The sequence below is a fragment of the Pseudomonas sp. NPDC089392 genome, from assembly GCF_044749595.1.
Lineage (GTDB): Bacteria > Pseudomonadota > Gammaproteobacteria > Pseudomonadales > Pseudomonadaceae > Aquipseudomonas.
This window is the reverse complement of sequence record NZ_JBIVIF010000032.1, coordinates 65,813-80,145: the sequence shown is the minus strand read 5'-3', so window position 1 is coordinate 80,145 and position 14,333 is coordinate 65,813. Positions and strand designations below refer to the sequence as shown.

Annotated in this window: 9 protein-coding genes; 7 read left to right on the top strand and 2 right to left on the bottom strand. The window is 64.0% G+C overall.

The genetic code is table 11. The features are described from left to right. Window positions 1–160: 160 nt before the first annotated feature. Together ACIP1G_RS23245 and ACIP1G_RS23240 are read right to left on the bottom strand one after the other, a co-directional pair. Window positions 161–3,457, bottom strand: a complete 3,297-nt coding sequence (locus ACIP1G_RS23245) for a PAS domain S-box protein (RefSeq protein ID WP_400741111.1) — start codon at window positions 3,455–3,457, stop codon at window positions 161–163. A 62-nt stretch (window positions 3,458–3,519) separates the two neighbouring features. Continuing rightward, window positions 3,520–4,398: a LysR family transcriptional regulator gene (locus ACIP1G_RS23240; RefSeq protein WP_400741109.1), complete on the bottom strand. Its 879-nt coding sequence runs from the start codon at window positions 4,396–4,398 to the stop codon at window positions 3,520–3,522. Window positions 4,399–4,529: 131 nt separating this feature from the next. Here ACIP1G_RS23240 and leuC point away from each other — a divergent pair, with 131 nt between their 5' ends. The 7 genes from leuC to ACIP1G_RS23205 all read left to right on the top strand — a co-directional run bounded on the left by leuC (window position 4,530) and on the right by ACIP1G_RS23205 (window position 14,186). Then, on the top strand, window positions 4,530–5,963 hold the full coding sequence (gene leuC / locus ACIP1G_RS23235; RefSeq protein ID WP_400741107.1) for a 3-isopropylmalate dehydratase large subunit: 1,434 nt from the start codon (window positions 4,530–4,532) through the stop codon (window positions 5,961–5,963). Next, a complete protein-coding gene (gene leuD, locus ACIP1G_RS23230; RefSeq protein ID WP_400741105.1) occupies window positions 5,960–6,604 on the top strand; it encodes a 3-isopropylmalate dehydratase small subunit in 645 nt (214 codons plus the stop codon). The genes leuC and leuD overlap by 4 nt, the downstream gene beginning before the upstream one ends. 148 nt (window positions 6,605–6,752) lie before the next feature. Beyond that, on the top strand, window positions 6,753–7,517 hold the full coding sequence (locus ACIP1G_RS23225; RefSeq protein WP_400741103.1) for a class I SAM-dependent methyltransferase: 765 nt from the start codon (window positions 6,753–6,755) through the stop codon (window positions 7,515–7,517). 54 nt (window positions 7,518–7,571) lie between these two features. Next, window positions 7,572–8,654: a 3-isopropylmalate dehydrogenase gene (gene leuB / locus ACIP1G_RS23220; protein WP_400741101.1), complete on the top strand. Its 1,083-nt coding sequence runs from the start codon at window positions 7,572–7,574 to the stop codon at window positions 8,652–8,654. A gap of 63 nt (window positions 8,655–8,717) precedes the next feature. Then, window positions 8,718–9,830 carry an aspartate-semialdehyde dehydrogenase gene (asd, locus tag ACIP1G_RS23215; protein ID WP_114170368.1) on the top strand — a complete coding sequence of 371 codons (1,113 nt, stop codon included), beginning with the start codon at window positions 8,718–8,720 and terminating at the stop codon, window positions 9,828–9,830. Between the two features lie 505 nt (window positions 9,831–10,335). Then, window positions 10,336–11,340: an aspartate-semialdehyde dehydrogenase gene (locus ACIP1G_RS23210; RefSeq protein WP_400741099.1), complete on the top strand. Its 1,005-nt coding sequence runs from the start codon at window positions 10,336–10,338 to the stop codon at window positions 11,338–11,340. Between the two features lie 71 nt (window positions 11,341–11,411). Further along, window positions 11,412–14,186, top strand: coding sequence for a FimV/HubP family polar landmark protein (locus ACIP1G_RS23205; RefSeq protein ID WP_400741097.1), 2,775 nt, complete (start codon window positions 11,412–11,414; stop codon window positions 14,184–14,186). Window positions 14,187–14,333 lie beyond the last annotated feature (147 nt).

Below are 14,333 nucleotides of genomic sequence, written 5' to 3'. Positions count from 1 at the left end.
CAGGCGCATAAAAAATCCGATGCTCGTTTCCAAGCATCGGATTTTGCGGCCTATGGGCTAAAGGTCAATGCGTCAGTCTTAACTGACTGGCATTAACCCTCGGGTGCCCTTTTTGTACCTGACAGTTATGCAACGCGCTCCTACAAGGACCGCGTCAGTTTCAGTAGTCCGCCGGCGCCTCCAGCAACATCTGCCGAAACTCCTGCAGCGGTAACGGCCGGCTATGCAGATACCCCTGGTACAAGTGGCACCCCAGCCGTTCCAGAAACTCCAGCTGTTCAGTCAGCTCCACCCCTTCGGCAATCACCGCCAGGTCCAGGCTGCGGGCCATGGCGACGATGGCGCGGACAATTTCCGCATCATTCGGGTCGACCGGGGCATCGCGCACAAAGGTCTGGTCGATCTTCAAGGCATCCACCGGCAGGCGCTTGAGGTAGGTCAGCGAGGAATAGCCGGTACCAAAGTCATCCATGGCAAAACTCACCCCGTAACGCTTCAGTTCACGCATCTTGCTGATGGTGTCTTCCAGGTTCTGGATAACGATGCCTTCGGTGATTTCCAGCTTCAGCATATGCCGTGGCAGGCGGTAGTCATCCAGGCTGCGCAGTACCCGCCCGACAAAGTCGTTCTGGCGAAACTGCCGCGGGCTGATGTTCACGCACAGGCTGAAATCATCGGCGTCGATCAGCCCGTCGCCGAGCATGCGCGCGCAGGCGTCGCAAGCTTCGTCGAGGATCCAGCTGCCAACTTCCAGGATCAGGCCGCTTTCCTCCAATACCTGGATGAACTGCGCGGGCGGTTGCTGGCCCAGTTGCGGGTGGTGCCAGCGTAGCAGCACTTCGGCACCGACGATGCGGTTGTCGCGGGCATCCACCTGCGGCTGAAAATGCAGCGCCAGTTCGCCGCGGGCCAGGGCCAGGCGCAGGTCGTTCTCCATGCGCAGGCGCTCGCTGGCGGCCTTCTGCATGGTGGTGTGGAACAGTTGGGTGGTGTTGCGCCCGGAATCCTTGGCCCGGTACAGGGCAATATCGGCGCGCTTGAGCAGGTCGGCCGGGGTGGCGCCGTGGTCAGGGATCAATGCCACGCCGATGCTGGGGGTAACTTGCAAGCGCTGGCCGTCCAGTGACATCGGCTCGGCCAGCAGCTCACGGAGGGTATCGGCCAGCTCACGGACCTTTTCCTCCACCAGCTCACGGCTGCCCTCCAGGCCGCTGAGCAGCACCACGAACTCGTCGCCACCCAGCCGTGCCACGGTGTCTTCCAGGCGCACGCTGGCCTCCAGGCGGGCGGTGATGATCTTCAGCACCGTGTCGCCCACCGGGTGGCCCAGCGAGTCGTTGATGTGCTTGAAGTGGTCGAGGTCGAGGAACAGCAAGGCGCCGCGCAGGTTGTGGCGCTTGAGCAGGGCGATCTGCTGGCTCAGGCGGTCCATCAGCAGGGCGCGGTTGGGCAGGTTGGTAAGCGGGTCGTGGTAGGCCAGGTGGCGAATCTGCGCCTGGGCGTTCTTCAGCTGGCTGACATCGCGGGCCGTCAGCAGCAGGCAGTCCACCTCGTTGAGGGTGATCGGCTCCACCGACACTTCCACGGTCAGGATATCGCCGCGCTTGTTGCGCCCAAGCATCTCGCGGTGGTGCACCCGGCCGTACTCGCGCAGCTCGGCCAGCAAGGCGCTGCGTTGCTTGTCGTCGGCCCAGATACCGATCTCGTACACCGTATGGCCGACGACTTCGTCGGCGCTGTAGCCGGTCAGGCGGCAGAAGCCGTCGTTGATTTCCAGGTAGCGGCCGCTGTGCCGTTCAGTGATGGTGATGGCGTCGGGGCTGGAGTGGAAGGCCTTGGCGAATTTCTCCTCGCTGGACTTCAGCGCCGCTTCGGCCCATTGCTGCTGGGTGATGTCGCGCAGGGTGGTCACGCTGCAGGGCTGGTCGTCGACGGTGATCTGGCGGCTGGAAACCACGCAGGTCAAGGGCGCGCCGTTGCGGTGGTTGACCACTACGGCGACATTGCTCAGGGCCCGCTCACGGATCACCCGCTCGATGCGTTGCGCGCGTTCGATGGACTCGGCCCACAGGCCGATTTCCTCGGCGGTGCGGCCGATGACCTGGTCGGTGTCCCAGCCGAAGGTCTGGGTGAATGCCGGGTTGATCTCGATGAACTGGCCGGTGTCCTGGCGGGTGACGCAGATCGGGTCGGGGCTGACCTGAAACAGGCTGGCGAATTTCTCTTCCGAGGCGCTAAGGCGCTGTTCGCGCTCTACCTGGTCGGTGATGTCGAGCAGGGTGCCGGCCATGCGCAGCGGGTTGCCTTGCTCGTCGCGGTACAGCCGGGCGCGGCTTTCGATGTAGCGTGAAATGCCGTTTTCCAGCTGCACCCGGTAGGTGATCTGGTAGTTGCCAGCGGGCCCTTCGCGCAAGCTGCGGTAGGCCTGGCGCATGCAGTTTCGCTCTTGCTCCGGCACCCCTTCGAAAAACGCGTCGAACGATTCGTGAAAGGGGATGGGCGGCAGGCCGTGTAGCTGCGCGGCACGGGCCGAGCCGTAGAGCATGCCGCTGGGGATATGCCAGTCCCAGGTGCCCAGCTGCGCCGAGTCCAGGGCCAGGTCCAGGCGTTCCTGGCTGTCCTTCAGCGCCTGCTCGGCGCGCTTGCGCTCGGTGGTGTCGACAAAGGTGCTGATGAGGAAGGTCACGCCCTCCAGCTCGATGCCTTGGGTACAGAGAATGCCGTCATGGACTTTGCCGCTGGTGGCGCGGAACTGCACCTCCATGATCAGCGGGCCGCTGTTGGCGCGGGTTGACTCCATTACCTGGTGGCGCTGCTCGGGGTTGACCCACAGCCCCAGCTCCAGGCTGGTCTTGCCGATCACCTGGCTGCCGGGCCAGCCGAACATGTCTTCGAAGTGCTGGTTGACCTCGAAGATCATGCCGTCGTGGCGACGGGTCAGCAAAATGGCGTTGGGGCTGAGGTGGAACAGGGTGGCGAAACGCTTTTCCGAATTGATCAGCGCCGTTTCCCGCTCGCGCTGGCGGGTAATCTCGCGGATCACCCCGATCATCTGTGGCCGGCCATGCTGGTCATGGGTCAGGCTGCCGTTGATCTCCAGCCAGTGCAGGCTGCCGTCCGGCCAGCGGATGCGGTGGCGCATGGCCTGCTCCACCGGCTCACCATTGAACACGGCCTGGAACACCTGGCGCGTACGCGCGCGGTCTTCTTCGGGCAGCAGGTCGAGGTAGTCGACATCGGCGGGTAGCGGGCGCTGCGGGTCGAAGCCGAACAGCGCCTGGGTGCCACGTGACCAGCTGACCCGGCCGCTTTCAATATCCCATAGCCAGGCCCCCAGGCGCGCGCCGTTGAGCGCGGCCAGCAGTTGTGGGGCGTTCTGCCAGGCCTGCTCGGATTCCTGAGGGTCGGCCGCAGGTATTCGCGGCAGGCGCAAAAAGCGGTTTGCTGATTTGGGCATTGGTACCAGACCTTTGGCGTATGACGCGTCCTTGGAGTTGGAAATGCCGGGCTGACGGCCGGTCAGGCGGACCCTGCGTGGCTGTCGAGCAGGGCCATGAATGCCCTGGCCGCGTTCGATAGCGTACGCTCCGTGTGCAAAATGTAGCCTAGCTGGCGCGACAGCTGTATGCCGGGCAAGGCGATGGGTGCAACCTGTTCGTCGAGCATGGTGCGCGGCAGCACGCTCCAGGCCAGGCCGATCGACACCATCATCTTGATGGTTTCCAGGTAGTTGGTGCTCATGGCGATGTTCGGTGTCAGGCCCTGGCTTTCGAACAGGCGCTGGACAATATGGTGGGTGAAGGTGTTGCCGCCGGGGAACACCGCCGGGTGGCGGGCGACATCGCTCAGGCTGACGGCCTGGTTGTTGGCCAGCGGGTGCTCGGGGGCGGCGACGAAGTCCAGGGCGTCATCCCATACCGGCACCGCCTTGACCAGGTGGTGCGGCTCTGGCGCCAGGGTGATCACGGCAATCTCGGCGCGGCCATGCAGAATCTCGTCGTAGGCCTGTTCCGAATCCATGAACTGAATATCCAGCGCCACGGCCGGGTACTGGCGGGTGAACGCCCGCAGCAACGGGGGCAGGCGGTGCAGGCCGATGTGGTGGCTGGTGGCCAGGGTCAGGCGACCGCTCACCGCCCCGGTCAGGTTGGTCAGTGCCCGTCGCGTATCATCGAGTACGTTGAGGATCTGGTAGGCCCGCGGCAGCAGGGCGCGCCCGGCCTCGGTCAGGGTCACCTCGCGGCCCAGGCGGTCGAACAGGCGCACGTCCAGCTGCTGCTCCAGGCCAGCGATGCGTTTGCTGATGGCCGGCTGGGTCAGGAACAGGCGTTCAGCCGCCCCGGAAAAGCTGCCGGTCTCGGCAATGGCGATAAAGGCGCTGAGGTTGGCCAGGTCCATGGTTTGGTATTCCTTTGGGTTATCCAAAGCATAAAAATTATGAATTTGAGTTATTCAATCTAACCCCATAGCATCGTCCGTACAAGCCAAGGGGTTTTTGGCATAGAAAGACGCTGATGAGGAACAGTCTGATGGCTGGCAAAACGCTCTACGACAAACTCTGGGAAGCCCATGAGGTCAAGCGCCGTGATGACGGCTCGTCCTTGATCTACATCGACCGCCACATCATCCACGAAGTGACGTCGCCCCAGGCCTTCGAAGGCCTGCGCCTGGCCAACCGCAAGCCGTGGCGCATCGACACCAACATCGCCACGCCGGACCACAACGTACCAACCACGCCAGAGCGCAAGGGCGGTATCGAGGCCATCGTCGACCAGGTGTCGCGCCTGCAGGTGCAGACCCTCGACGAGAACTGTGACGAATATGGCATCGTCGAATTCAAGATGAATGACGAACGCCAGGGCATCGTCCACGTCATCAGCCCGGAGCAGGGTGCCACCTTGCCAGGCATGACCGTGGTCTGCGGCGACTCGCACACCTCCACCCATGGCGCCTTCGGTGCCTTGGCCCATGGCATCGGCACCTCCGAAGTCGAGCACGTGCTCGCCACCCAGTGCCTGGTCGCCAAGAAGATGAAGAACATGCTGGTGCTCGTGGAAGGCCAACTGCCGGCCGGCGTTACCGCCAAGGACATCGTGCTGGCCGTGATCGGCAAGATTGGCACCGCCGGTGGTAACGGCCATGCCATGGAATTCGCCGGCAGCGCCATCCGCGAACTGTCGATGGAAGGCCGCATGACCATCTGCAACATGTCCATCGAGGCCGGTGCCCGTGTGGGCCTGGTGGCTACCGACGCCACCACCGTTGCCTACGTCGAAGGCCGCCCGTATGCGCCGAAGGGCGAGCAGTGGAAACAAGCGGTCGAATCGTGGAAAGACCTGGTGTCGGATGACGACGCTGTGTTCGACACCGTGGTCGAACTGGATGCCAGCCAGATCAAGCCGCAGGTCAGCTGGGGCACCTCGCCCGAGATGGTTTTGGCCGTCGACCAGCGCGTGCCGGACCCGGCCGCCGAGGCCGACCTGGTCAAGCGTGGTTCGATCGAGCGCGCCTTGAAGTACATGGGCCTGACCGCCAACCAGGCGATCACCGATATCAAGCTGGACCGCGTGTTCATTGGCTCGTGCACCAACTCGCGGATCGAAGACCTGCGCGCCGCGGCAGAAATTGCCAAGGGCCGCAAGGTAGCCGCGACCGTCAAGCAAGCCATCGTCGTGCCGGGTTCGGGCCTGGTCAAGGCTCAGGCAGAGCGTGAAGGCCTGGACAAGATCTTCCTCGAAGCGGGCTTCGAATGGCGTGAACCAGGCTGCTCGATGTGCCTGGCGATGAACCCGGACCGCCTGGAGAGCGGCGAGCACTGCGCGTCCACCTCCAACCGCAACTTCGAAGGCCGTCAGGGCGCCGGTGGCCGTACCCACCTGGTCAGCCCGGCCATGGCCGCCGCCGCTGCGGTAGCCGGCCACTTCATCGATGTCCGCGAGTTGATCCAAGGGAGCGCAGCATGAAAGCCTTTACCCAGCACATTGGCCTCGTCGCGCCGTTGGACCGTGCCAACGTCGACACCGACCAGATCATCCCCAAGCAGTTCTTGAAGTCGATCAAGCGCACCGGCTTCGGCCCGAACCTGTTCGACGAGTGGCGTTACCTGGACGTGGGTCAGCCCTACCAGGACAACAGCAAGCGCCCGCTCAACGAAGAGTTCGTGCTCAACCACGCACGCTACCAGGGTGCCAGCGTGTTGCTGGCGCGGGAGAACTTTGGTTGCGGCTCCAGCCGTGAGCACGCCCCGTGGGCGCTGGACGAGTACGGCTTCCGCAGCGTGATCGCGCCGAGCTTTGCCGACATCTTCTTCAACAACAGCTTCAAGAACGGCTTGCTGCCGATCATCCTCAGCGATGAGGAAGTGGACGAGTTGTTCAAGCAGGTCGAAGCCAACCCGGGCTACCAGCTGACCATCGACCTGCAGGCGCAGGCGGTGACTCGCCCGGATGGCAAGGTGCTGCACTTCGAGATCGATGCGTTCCGCAAGCACTGCCTGCTCAACGGCCTGGACGATATCGGCCTGACCCTGCAGGACAGCGATGCGATCAAGGCCTTCGAAGGCAAGCACCGCGCCGGGCAGCCTTGGCTGTTCCGTGATGCCTGAAGTTTATAGGTGACAGTGCCGGCCTATTCGCGGGTAAACCCGCTCCCACAGGTTCAGCGCAGGATTCGAAACCTGTAGAGGTCCTGTGGGAGCGGGTTTACCCGCGAAAGGGCCGGTACAGGCAACAAAAAACCAAAAGGATTGACACATGACCAGCACCCAGCACACCGACGTGGTCCAGCGCCAGTTCGGCGAACAGGCCAGTGCCTACCTCAGCAGCGCCGTACACGCCCAGGGCAGTGAATTCGCCCTGCTGCAGGCCGCGCTGGCGGGGCAGGGCAGTGCCCGCGTCCTGGACCTGGGTTGCGGTGCCGGCCATGTCAGCTTCCACGTCGCCCCGCTGGTTGCCGAAGTGGTCGCCTACGACCTGTCGCAAGCCATGCTCGACGTGGTCGCCAGCGCCGCCGCCGAGCGCGGCCTGGCCAATATCACGACCGAGCGCGGCGCCGCCGAGCGCTTGCCGTTCGCCGATGCTTCGTTCGAATTCGTCTTCAGCCGCTACTCGGCCCACCACTGGAGCGACCTGGGCCTGGCCCTGCGGGAAGTGCGCCGGGTGCTCAAGCCCGGTGGCGTGGCGGCGTTCATCGACGTGATGTCGCCGGGCAGCCCGTTGCTCGACACCTACCTGCAAACGGTCGAGGTGTTGCGCGACACCAGCCATGTGCGTGACTACTCCGCCGCCGAATGGCAGCGCCAGGTCAGCGAAGCCGGCCTGCATGTGCGCAGCCATACCCGCCAGCCGCTGCGCCTGGAGTGGAACACCTGGGTCGAGCGCATGCGCACCCCAGAGCCGATGCGCGTAGCCATCCGCCAATTGCAGCAAGCCATGGGCGAAGAAGTACGGCAGTATTACCAGATCGAGGCCGATGGCTCGTTCAGCACCGATGTGCTGGTGCTGTGGGCCGAGCGATAAGAACTTTTCGGTGGGGCCCGCTTGGTCGCACCGCGTGAATGGATAGAGGAAAGCATGAGCAAGCAGATTCTGATTCTCCCAGGTGACGGTATCGGCCCGGAAATCATGGCCGAAGCCGTGAAAGTGCTGGAGCTGGCCAACGACAAGTTCCAGCTCGGCTTCAGCCTGGAGCACGACGTGATCGGTGGCGCGGCCATCGACAAGCACGGCGTGCCACTGGCTGACGAAACCCTGGAGCGTGCGCGCAAGGCCGATGCCGTGCTGCTGGGCGCCGTGGGCGGGCCGAAGTGGGACAAGATCGAACGTGACATCCGCCCTGAGCGCGGCCTGCTGAAAATCCGTTCGCAACTGGGCCTGTTCGCCAACCTGCGCCCGGCCATCCTCTACCCGCAACTGGCCGATGCCTCGTCGCTGAAGCCAGAGATCGTTTCCGGCCTGGATATCCTCATCGTCCGTGAGCTGACCGGTGGTATCTACTTCGGTGCCCCGCGTGGCCAGCGCGAGCTGGAAGGCGGCGAGCGCCAGGCCTACGACACCCTGCCGTACAGCGAAAGCGAAGTGCACCGCATTGCCCGTGTCGGCTTCGACATGGCCCGCGTACGTGGCAAGAAGCTGTGCTCGGTGGACAAGGCCAACGTCCTGGCCTCCAGCCAGCTGTGGCGTGAAGTGGTCGAAGACGTGGCCAAGGGCTACCCGGATGTCGAACTGAGCCACATGTACGTCGACAACGCTGCCATGCAGCTGGTGCGTGCGCCCAAGCAGTTCGACGTGATGGTGACCGACAACATGTTCGGTGACATTCTGTCGGATGAAGCTTCCATGCTGACCGGTTCCATCGGCATGCTGCCTTCGGCGTCGCTGGATGCCGACAACAAGGGCATGTACGAGCCGTGCCACGGCTCGGCGCCGGACATCGCAGGCCTTGGCATTGCCAACCCGCTGGCGACCATCCTGTCGGTGTCGATGATGCTGCGTTACAGCTTCAATCAGACGGCTGCCGCCGAGGCGATCGAGAAGGCCGTGAGCCTGGTTCTGGACCAGGGTCTGCGCACCGGTGACATCTTCTCGGAAGGCTGCCGCAAAGTTGGTACGCAGGAAATGGGCGACGCAGTAGTCGCAGCGCTGCGGAATCTGTAATCTCTCTGGCCCGCCACCCAAAATTCCCGGTGGCGGCCCACTTTTAGCAAAGGTGTAGTTGCGATGAAACGTGTAGGTCTGATCGGTTGGCGCGGTATGGTCGGTTCCGTGCTCATGCAGCGGATGCTGGAGGAGCAGGATTTCGACCTTATCGAGCCGGTGTTCTTCACTACCTCCAATGTTGGCGGCCAGGGCCCGAACGTGGGCAAGGATACAGCGCCGCTCAAGGACGCTTATTCGATTGAAGAGCTCAAGACCCTCGACGTGATCCTGACCTGCCAGGGCGGCGACTACACCAACGAGGTCTTCCCCAAGCTGCGTGAAGCCGGCTGGCAGGGTTACTGGATCGACGCTGCCTCGTCCCTGCGCATGCAGGATGACGCGGTGATCATCCTCGACCCGGTCAACCGCAAGGTCATCGACCAGCAGCTGGACGCCGGGACCAAGAACTACATCGGCGGCAACTGCACCGTCAGCCTGATGCTGATGGGCCTGGGTGGCCTGTTCGAGGCTGGCCTGGTCGAGTGGATGAGCGCCATGACCTACCAGGCGGCCTCGGGCGCCGGTGCGCAGAACATGCGCGAGCTGATCAAGCAGATGGGCGCTACCCACGCGGCCGTAGCCGATGACCTGGCCAACCCGGCCAGCGCCATCCTCGACATCGACCGCAAGGTTGCCGAGGCCATGCGCAGCGAAGCGTTCCCGACCGAGAACTTCGGCGTGCCACTGTCTGGCAGCCTGATCCCGTGGATCGACAAAGAGCTGCCGAACGGCCAGAGCCGTGAAGAGTGGAAGGCCCAGGCCGAGACCAACAAGATCCTTGGCCGCTTCAAGAGCCCGATCCCGGTCGACGGCATCTGCGTGCGCATCGGCGCCATGCGTTGCCACAGCCAGGCGCTGACCATCAAGCTGAACAAGGACGTGCCGCTGGCCGACATCGAAGGCATGATCAGCCAGCACAACCCCTGGGTGAAACTGGTGCCGAACCAGCGTGAAATCAGCATGCAGGAGCTGAGCCCGACCAAGGTCACTGGCACCCTGAACATCCCGGTTGGCCGCCTGCGCAAGCTGAACATGGGTTCGCAGTACCTGGGCGCGTTCACCGTGGGTGACCAGCTGCTGTGGGGCGCTGCGGAGCCGCTGCGCCGCATGCTGCGGATTCTGCTGGAGCGTTGATCGTTCTGGTTTGACTGAAAACCCGTGCTGGCGACAGTGCGGGTTTTTTTATGCCGGGTGATGGTGGGGGATTGGGTTGGGGATTGGGTGGGGCAGCAGGTGCATGGCGCGATATTTTCGGCGCCTGCGAGACCGAGCGCCGCCCGCGCGGCGCTTCGCAGCACAAGGCTGCTCCTACATCTGTTTCGGGCCAATTATTCCTGAGGCAGAGGCGCGCGACCCCCTTGGCGTCCACCTCGATATCGTGTCGGGCAAACAAGGCGGTCGCGTGCGCTGGCACAGGCGTGACTGGCCCGAAACAAATGTAGGAGCAGCCTTGTGCTGCGAAGCGCCGCGCGGGCGGCGCTCGATCTCACAGGCGCTGCAAATCTTGCGACAGGCCTCCGTCAGCCATCACACAATCTACTGCAGAACCTTACCCGGCCAAGCTAAGGCCATCACAGACAAAACCCTACAATCCGAGTAAAGTGCCGCCCCCGCCGTTTTCAGCAAAAGGATCCCTTCCATGACACACCCATTGGACATCGCCGTCGTCGGCGCCACCGGCAGCGTCGGTGAAGCCTTGGTGCAGATCCTCGAAGAGCTGGATTTCCCGGTCGCCACCCTGCACCTGCTGGCCAGCATGGAATCGGCGGGCAGCAGCGTGATGTTCGCCGGCAAGAAGCTCAAGGTGCGCGAAGTGGACAGCTTCGACTTCGCCCAGGTCAAACTGGCCTTCTTCGCCACCGGCGCCGCAGTCAGCCGCAGCTTTGCCAGCAAGGCGCTGCAGGCGGGCTGCACGGTCATCGACCTGTCCGGCGACCTGGACGACGCCCTGGCCCTGGTACCCGAAGCCAACGCCGAACGCCTGGCCGGCCTGGCGCTGCCTGCGCGCATTGTCAGCCCGTGCTCGGCCGCCGTCGCCCTGGCCGTCGCCCTGGCGCCACTCAAGGGCCTGCTGGACATCGAACAGGTGCAGGTGATGGCTGCACTGGCGGTATCTGCGCAAGGTCGCGAAGCAGTCACCGAGCTGGCCCGGCAAACCGCCGAGCTGCTCAATGCCCGGCCGCTGGAGCCGCGTTTCTTCGATCGCCAGGTGGCGTTCAACCTGTTGGCCCAGGTCGGTGCGGCCGACGAACAGGGCCATACAGCGCTGGAGCGCCGCCTGGTCAGCGAACTGCGCGTACTGCTGGGCCTGCCTGAATTGAAGATTTCCGTGAGCTGCATTCAAGTACCGGTGTTTTTCGGCGATAGCTTCAGTGTGGCCGTGCAGAGCCGTCGCCCGGTCGACCTGGCAGCGGTCAACCAGGCCCTTGAGGCGGCCGGCAGCGTCGAGCTGGTGGAACGTGATGATTATCCGACCCCGGTCGGTGACGCAGTGGGCCAAGACGTGGTCTATGTTGGTCGTGTACGCCACGGTGTTGATGAAAACCAGCAGCTCAATCTCTGGCTGACCACCGACAACGTGCGCAAAGGCGCCGCACTCAATGCCGTGCAAGTGGCGCAATTGTTGATTAAACACATGCCGTAAAAGATACTGGCGAGCACATTTGTCCTGCCCCGCATGCAGGTTTCGGGACGATTCATACAAGGGAAGAGGTCATGCTTCGAATTCGCAAACTGGTTCTGGCCATGGCTGCAGCATCGGCGCTGTCGTCTGGCATGGCGAATGCGCTGGGCCTGGGAGAGCTGACCCTCAAGTCGGCACAGAATCAGCCGCTGGACGCCGAGATCGAACTGCTCGACGTTCGCGACCTCACCGCCGCTGAAGTGGCGCCAAGCCTGGCGCCGCCGGAAGAGTTCAGCAAGGCCGGGGTGGCGCTGCCGACTTACCTTGAAGACCTCACCTTCACACCGGTGATCAACCCCAACGGCAAGAGCGTGCTGCGGGTGACTTCCAGCCAGCCGCTACCGGGGCCGGTGGTCAAGTTCCTGGTCCAGGTGATGTGGCCACAGGGCCGCCTGCTGCGTGACTACAGCGTCCTGCTCGACCAGGCCAAGGCCCAGGGCGACCAGCCGGCGGCAGGCAATGTCGCGCCGGCGGTAACCGGTGCCAGCAGCTACACCACCCAGCGCCGTGACACCTTGTGGCAGATCGCCGCGCGCAACACCCAGGGTGGCTCGATCCAGCAGACCATGATCGCGATCCAGGCGCTGAACCCGGACGCTTTCATCGGCAACAACATCAACCAGCTGAAGGTTGGCCAGGTACTGCGCCTGCCCGACCAGCAGCAGGTCCAGAACATTCCCCAGGGCGAGGCCACCGGCGAGGTGGCCGAGCAGTACGCCGCCTGGCGCGAAGGTCGCCGCCTTGGGCCGCGTGCCCGCCAGTTGGATGCCACCCGCCGTGGGGCCGCCGAGGAAGCGCCAGCGCGTATCGCCCAGGGCGACAACCTACGCCTGGTCAGCCCGGGCAACCAGGCCGGTGCCGGTCGGGCCAAGGCGCTCAATGACAAGCTGGCAGTGGCCCAGGAAAGCCTGGATACCAGCCGTCGCGACAACGAAGAGCTGCAGAGCCGCATGACCGACCTGCAGAGCCAATTGGACAAGCTGCAGCGTCTGATCGAGCTGAAGAACAACCAGTTGGCCCGCCTTGAAGCCCAGGGTGCGGTCGACCCGGCAGCAGCGGCTACCCCGGACCAGCCGGCGGCCGATGCCCAGCCGGCAACGGCTGCCGTCGATACTGCGCCCAAGCCGGAGCCTGTCACCCAGGCCGCGCCTGCCGAACCGTCGCACAGCACCGTCGACGGCATCATGGGCAACCCGCTGCTGCTGGGGCTGATTGCCGGTAGCGCATTCCTCGTGCTGCTGCTTCTGTTGCTGCTGCTGGCACGCAAGCGCAAAGCCCAGCAAGAGGCTGAAAAGCACCTGCGCATGGCGCGGGCGCTGGAAGAAGAGCAGGGCATGGGCTTTGACAGCGACAGCGAAAGCCTCGATGGCGTCGATACCTCTGCGCCCAGCGTGACCTTGTCGCCGGCCGTGGTCGCGGCCTCCGCTGCCGCTGCCACTGCAGCTGAAAAGCCGTCCGTGCCAGTCACGGAGCCCGAGCCCGAGCTGCAGGCCAACCCGCACGCTGCGTTGCTGGCTGAAGTTGAGCAGAGCCTGGCCGAAGGCCGCCTGAACCACGCGGCCAGCCTGCTTGAGCCCGCCGTGGCCGCCGCGCCGGAACGTGACGACCTGCGCCTGAAACTGATGGACGTGTATGCCCGTCAGGGTGACCAAAGCGCGTTTGTTGAACAGGAACGCACACTGCCAGCCACCGAGCAGAACACGGCAGAGGTTAGCGCGCTGAAAGAGCGCTACCCAGCCATGCTCGGCCTGGCAGCTGCCGGTCTGGGTGCAGCGGCACTGGCTGCCGAGTTGGATGAGCAGTACGTGCAGGGCCTGCTGCAGGATCAGCCTGAGGCAGCGGTGGTTGCCGACGAAGAGACCGAGGAGCTGCCCGAGCAGTTGCCGGAGTTCGAGCCTGAGGTAGAGGCCGCGCCAGAGCTTGTGGCGCAAGTGGAACCAGAAGCAGAGAGCGTGCCTGAGCCCGAGCTCGATGCTTTCGAGGAAGTGCCGACTTTCGATGAGCCTGGCCTGGATGTGCAGGACCTGGACAGTGCCTTCGACCTGAGCCTGGGCGACGACCTGCCCGAAGTAGACCCGCTGGACGCGCCGTTGCTGGATGAGCTGGGGGCACAAGCGCCAGTGCTGGACGAGCCTGCATTGGACGAGCCGGTACTGGATGAGCCTGCACTGGGCGAGCCGGTGCTGGAAGAGCCTGTTCTGGAGGAGGCTCAGCCAGAAGAACAACCGTTTGCCGTGGATGCCGAGCTGCAAGCCGAAGCTGACGCTGATTTCGAGGCCATGCTGGCCCAGGCAGAGCCACAGCTCGCTGCGGACTTGTCCGATTTCGACCTCGATGTCGGTGAGCCGGCTGCGGTCGAGGATGCCCCGGTGGATGTTGCCGCCGAACTGGCCGCCTTCGACAGCGTGCCGGAGTTCGAACCGGTCTCCGAGTTCGACCTGCCCTCGGACTTCGACCTGTCGCTGTCGCTGGAAGACGATTCGCCGGCGGCCAAGAGCTTTGCCTCGGAACTGGACGACGTCAACGCCGAGCTGGACAAGCTGTCGCAGAGCCTCGAGTCGCCTTCGCTGGAGCCGCACTTCACCAGCGAAGATGCCGTTGCGCAGCCGGAGCCCGAGCCGCTGGATGACCTGGACTTCGACTTCTTCTCCGGCAGCGACGAAGTGGCCACCAAGCTAGACCTGGCCCGCGCCTATATCGACATGGGCGACAGCCAGGGCGCACGCGACATCCTTGATGAAGTGGTCAAGGACGGCGACGACGGCCAGCGCCAGGAAGCCGAGGACATGCTTTCTCGGCTGGTGTGATGTAAGTAGGGCCGGCCTCTTCGCGGGTAAACCCGCTCCCACAGCTTACTCACAGGGCTTGAAATCTGTGAGGTCCCTGTGGGAGCGGGTTTACCCGCGAAGAGGCCCTCAAGCAAGACGCACATCCACCGGCAGCCCTACGAGGCT

What these genes read in the sequence shown, in the direction of transcription:
- ACIP1G_RS23245 (WP_400741111.1), bottom strand. Translation starts at nt 3,457, where the DNA reads ATGCCCAAATCAGCAAACCGCTTTTTGCGCCTGCCGCGAATACCTGCG.
- ACIP1G_RS23240 (WP_400741109.1), bottom strand. Translation starts at nt 4,398, where the DNA reads ATGGACCTGGCCAACCTCAGCGCCTTTATCGCCATTGCCGAGACCGGC.
- leuC (WP_400741107.1), top strand. Translation starts at nt 4,530, where the DNA reads ATGGCTGGCAAAACGCTCTACGACAAACTCTGGGAAGCCCATGAGGTC.
- leuD (WP_400741105.1), top strand. Translation starts at nt 5,960, where the DNA reads ATGAAAGCCTTTACCCAGCACATTGGCCTCGTCGCGCCGTTGGACCGT.
- ACIP1G_RS23225 (WP_400741103.1), top strand. Translation starts at nt 6,753, where the DNA reads ATGACCAGCACCCAGCACACCGACGTGGTCCAGCGCCAGTTCGGCGAA.
- leuB (WP_400741101.1), top strand. Translation starts at nt 7,572, where the DNA reads ATGAGCAAGCAGATTCTGATTCTCCCAGGTGACGGTATCGGCCCGGAA.
- asd (WP_114170368.1), top strand. Translation starts at nt 8,718, where the DNA reads ATGAAACGTGTAGGTCTGATCGGTTGGCGCGGTATGGTCGGTTCCGTG.
- ACIP1G_RS23210 (WP_400741099.1), top strand. Translation starts at nt 10,336, where the DNA reads ATGACACACCCATTGGACATCGCCGTCGTCGGCGCCACCGGCAGCGTC.
- ACIP1G_RS23205 (WP_400741097.1), top strand. Translation starts at nt 11,412, where the DNA reads ATGCTTCGAATTCGCAAACTGGTTCTGGCCATGGCTGCAGCATCGGCG.